Origin of the sequence: Methylibium sp. T29-B (assembly GCF_000576225.1) — a bacterium.
Taxonomy (GTDB): domain Bacteria; phylum Pseudomonadota; class Gammaproteobacteria; order Burkholderiales; family Burkholderiaceae_C; genus Methylibium; species Methylibium petroleiphilum.
Genome location: NZ_AZSN01000233.1, coordinates 1 through 4,023, shown reverse-complemented (window position 1 = coordinate 4,023; position 4,023 = coordinate 1). Strand labels below are relative to the sequence as shown.

Genomic DNA, 4,023 nt, shown 5'->3' with positions numbered 1-4,023 from the left:
GGCCAGCGGCCGCATCGCGGTGCCGGCGTTGCCGAGGAAGAGCCGGGCCTCGCGCACGGCCAGCCGCCCGCCGAGGCCGGTGACGACCCGCGCCGCGCCGTCGGTCTCGATGTCGCAGCCGAGCGCGCGCAGCGCGTCGAGCATGACTTGGGTGTCGTCGGAATCGAGCAGGTCGAGCACCCGCGTACGGCCGGCGCACAAGCCGGCGAGCAGCAGCACCCGGTTGGAAATGCTCTTGGAGCCAGGCAGCCGCACCGTGCCGCCCGCGGCCTGGAGCGGGGGATGTCGAGGAAGGCGCGTGGGGTCGCCACGCTCAGCGGCTGCCGCCCGGCTTCGGGCTGCTCATCTGCCAGCCGGCACGCATTTCCGAGGCGTTGCGGATCAGGTCTTCGAGCGCCTCGCTGTTGCCGAGCTTCATCACGTGCTCGAGTGCATCGAGCGTGTGGCGGAATCGTTGCGACTGCTTCAGGATCTCTTCGCGGTTGCTCATCAGCACGTCGCGCCACATCACCGGGTCGCTGGCAGCGATGCGGGTGAAATCACGGAAACCCGGGCCCGCCAGCGAGAGGAAGTCGCGTCCGGCCGGCTGCTTGGCGACCGAGGCGAAGTAGGCGAAGGCCAGCAGGTGCGGCAGGTGGCTGACGGCCGCGAATGCGGCGTCGTGGTTCTCCGGGCTCATCTTGAGCACCTGGCAGCCGATGGCGGCCCATACGTCGGTGGCCTTCTGCACCAGCGCCGCATCGGTCTGCGCCAGCGGCGTCAGGATGACTTGGCGGTTGGCGTAGAGGTAGGCGTCGGCGTTCTCGATCCCCGAGACTTCCTTGCCGGTGATCGGATGGGCCGGCACGAAACACCCAACCTTGTCCTTCAGGACCCGCCGAGCGGCGTCGACCACATCTCGCTTGGTGCTGCCCACATCCATCAGCATCACGCCGGGCTCAACCAGGTGGCGGATGGCCTTCAAGGTGGCCTCGGTGGCCGCCACCGGCACGGCCAGCAGCACCAGGTCGGAGCCCGAGACGGCCAGCAGCGCCGATTCGGCCGCGGTGTCGATCACACCCAGGCGCCTCGCCTTCTCGGTGGTCGACGGCGACTTGCTGTAGCCGACCACGCGTTTCACGAGGCCGGCGCGCTTGAGCGCCAGCGCGAACGAGCCGCCCATCAGGCCGCAACCGATCACGCCGAGTTGGTTGAACATGGGGCGGCAATCAGTGGACGTCGAGCGGGTAGGTGCCCAACAGCTTGAAGAAGGAGCAGGCCGCGCGCAATTCGGCCAGCGCCGCGGCGACGGCCGGCTCGTCGGGGTGGCCCTGCAGGTCGATGTAGAAGTAGTACTCCCACTGATCGGCGCTGCGGGCGGGGCGCGACTCGAAGCGCGTCATCGACACGCCGTGCTGCTTCAGCGGCACCAGCATGTCGTGCACCGCACCGGGCCGGTTGTTGACCGACACCACGAGGCTGGTGCAGTCGTGGCCGGAGGCCTTGGGCTGCGGGTGCCGATCGGGGTGCGTGACGATCACGAAGCGGGTGCGGTTGTGCGGGTCATCCTGGATGGCCGGCGCGACGACGTGCAGTCCGAACTCGCTGCCGGCACGTTCGCTCGCCACGGCGGCGAGGCCGGGGTCGAGCGAAGCCAACCGGGCCCCCTCGGCATTGCTGGCAACCGGCCGGCGCTCGACATCGGGCAGGTGATAGCTGAGCCAGCCGTGGCATTGCGCGAGCGCCTGGGGATGCGCGCACACGGCCTGGATGCCCGCCAGCGAATTGGTCTGGCGCAGCAGGTTGTGGCGCACGAACAGGCTGGTCTCGCCGATCAGGAACAGCGGCGTCGTCAGCAGCAGGTCCAGCGATCGCGCCACCACGCCCTCGGTCGAGTTCTCGACGGGGACGACGCCGAAGTCGGCCGCGGCTGCGGTCGTGGTACGGAACACCTCATCGATGCTGGCGCAGGGCACGCGCACGATCGAGCTGCCGAAGTAGCCCAGGGCCGCGAGTTCGCTGAAGGTGCCGGCCGGGCCAAGGTAGGCCACGCGCGTCGGCGTCTCTAGGGCGCGGCAGGCCGACATGATCTCCCGCCAGATCGGTGCCACGCTGTCTGCCTGCAGCGGGCCGGGATTCGAGGCTTTCAGGCCGTCGATCACCTGGGCCTCGCGCTCGGGGCGGAACACCACCGAGCCTTCGCGCTTTTTGATGCCGCCTACCTCCTGCGCTAGCGACGCACGGCGGTTCAGCAGGGCCAGCAACTCGCGGTCGACGGCATCGATCTGCTGGCGCAAGCCCAGCAGCGCGGGGTCGAGGGGTGAGGCAGCGGAATCAGCCATGGCGTTGCGCAAATTCTCGCATGTAGGTCACCAGTGCCTGCACTCCAGCCAGCGGCATGGCGTTGTAGATCGAGGCCCGCAGGCCGCCCACGCTCTTGTGCCCCTTGAGCTGCAGCAGGCGGTGCTCCTCGGCGCCCGCCAGGAACGGGGCATACAGCCGGTCGTCGGGCAGGAAGAAGGGGACGTTCATGCGCGAGCGGGCCTCGCGCGCGACGCGGTTGGTGTAGAAGGCCGAGCCATCGATTGCGTCGTACAGCAGCGTCGCTTTTCGATGTTGCGCTGCTCGAGCGCCGCCACGCCACCCTGGGCCGCCATCCACTCGAATACCAGGCCGGCAATGTAGATGGAGTACGTCGGCGGCGTGTTGTACATCGAGCCGTTCGCGGCGACGACGGCGTAGTCGAAGGCGCTGGGACAGAAGGGGAGCGCATGGCCGAGCAGGTCCTCGCGCACGAACACCAACGTCAGGCCGGAGGGGCCGATGTTCTTCTGCGCACCGGCGTAGGCGAGTCCGACGCGTGTCCACTCGATGGGCCGCGAGCCGATGTGCGAGGAGCAGTCCATCACGAGCGGTGCGTCGCACCCGAGCGCCCGCAGGTCGGGCAGTTCGTGCATCTCCACGCCGTTGATGGTCTCGTTGCTGCACACGTGCACGTAGCTCGCGTTCGCGCTGAGCCGCCAGGTCGCGGGAGCGGGCAGGGTGGTGTGGTTGGCGGCACCGTCGGCCTCGTTGCTCGCGACGACGTGCGCCTCGCCATAGCGCAGCGCCTCCTGCCGGGTCTTGATCGACCACAGGCCGGTCACCACGTGGTCGGTCACGCCGCCGCGGGACAAGTTCATCGGCACGATCGCGTTCTCGGCGATCGCACCGCCCTGCATGAAGAGGATCTTGAACTCGGCCGGAACGGCTAGCAGCTCGCGCAGCCGCAACTCGGTGCGCGCGAAGATCTCGTCGAACTCGCGGCCGCGGTGGCTCATCTCCATGACGCCCATGCCGCTGCCCCGCCAGTCGAGCATCTCGGCGGCCGCCTGGGCCAGCACCGGCTCCGGCAGCGTGGCCGGCCCGGCGGAAAAGTTGTAGCGCGTGTCACGGCCGGTCAGGGCTTGTCGGCGGACGGGGCGCCCAGCTTCTTCGGCGCAGACGGCTTGAGGCCGCTGCCGGCCGGCGCGCTCGCGCCACCGCCGACCGGTGCGGGCGAGACGCCGAGGATCTTCGCCATCGTGGCCTGCAGCGCCTTGGCCTTCGTCTCGACGGTCGGCTGGACGCCGGCAAGCAGCTTCTGGCCCAGCGCCTGCTCGATCGGCGGCTGCGTCTGCTGCAGCTTCTTGAACACCGGCGATTCGTAGAAGCCGACGACCTGGCGCAGTTCGTCCTCGGTGTATTTCTCTTCCACCGCCGCCAGCATCTGGCTCTGGGCCAGCTCCTGGGCCCGCTTGCGTACCACCGGCGTGAGCTCGTCGGCGTACTTGCGCGCCTCGTCCTGCAGCTGCTTCGCCACGGCATCGCGCTTGTCGGCCGGCACCTTGCTTCGCAATACCGGTTCGGCCGCACCCAGCAACTGCCGAGCCGGTGCCTCGACGATGCTGCGCGCCGCGGCGTCCAACGAATCCTGCTGCAGTGCCACCCAGCGCCTCGCGAGGTCGCGTTTCGCCGGGCTGCCGGCGGCGGGCGCCGCCGAGGCCGCCGCGGCAGGCGCGACGG

General features: G+C 69.6%; 3 protein-coding genes and 2 pseudogenes. All 5 read right to left on the bottom strand.

The genetic code is table 11. The features are described from left to right. Positions 1-255 (bottom strand): annotated as a pseudogene (locus Y694_RS20210) (bifunctional 3-phosphoshikimate 1-carboxyvinyltransferase/cytidylate kinase); the annotation flags it as partial. Positions 256-313: 58 nt separating this feature from the next. Further along, positions 314-1,198 carry a prephenate dehydrogenase/arogenate dehydrogenase family protein gene (locus Y694_RS20205; RefSeq protein WP_011829835.1) on the bottom strand — a complete coding sequence of 295 codons (885 nt, stop codon included), beginning with the start codon at positions 1,196-1,198 and terminating at the stop codon, positions 314-316. A gap of 10 nt (positions 1,199-1,208) precedes the next feature. Then, on the bottom strand, positions 1,209-2,321 hold the full coding sequence (gene pheA / locus Y694_RS20200; protein ID WP_011829834.1) for a prephenate dehydratase: 1,113 nt from the start codon (positions 2,319-2,321) through the stop codon (positions 1,209-1,211). Further along, a pseudogene (serC, locus tag Y694_RS20195) lies at positions 2,314-3,422 on the bottom strand (3-phosphoserine/phosphohydroxythreonine transaminase). The gene pheA and the pseudogene serC overlap by 8 nt, the downstream one beginning before the upstream one ends. Continuing rightward, positions 3,419-4,023 (bottom strand): DUF2059 domain-containing protein (locus Y694_RS20190; RefSeq protein ID WP_036235878.1); only part of this gene is annotated, 605 nt, incomplete at its 5' end. The gene Y694_RS20190 and the pseudogene serC, both read right to left, overlap by 4 nt.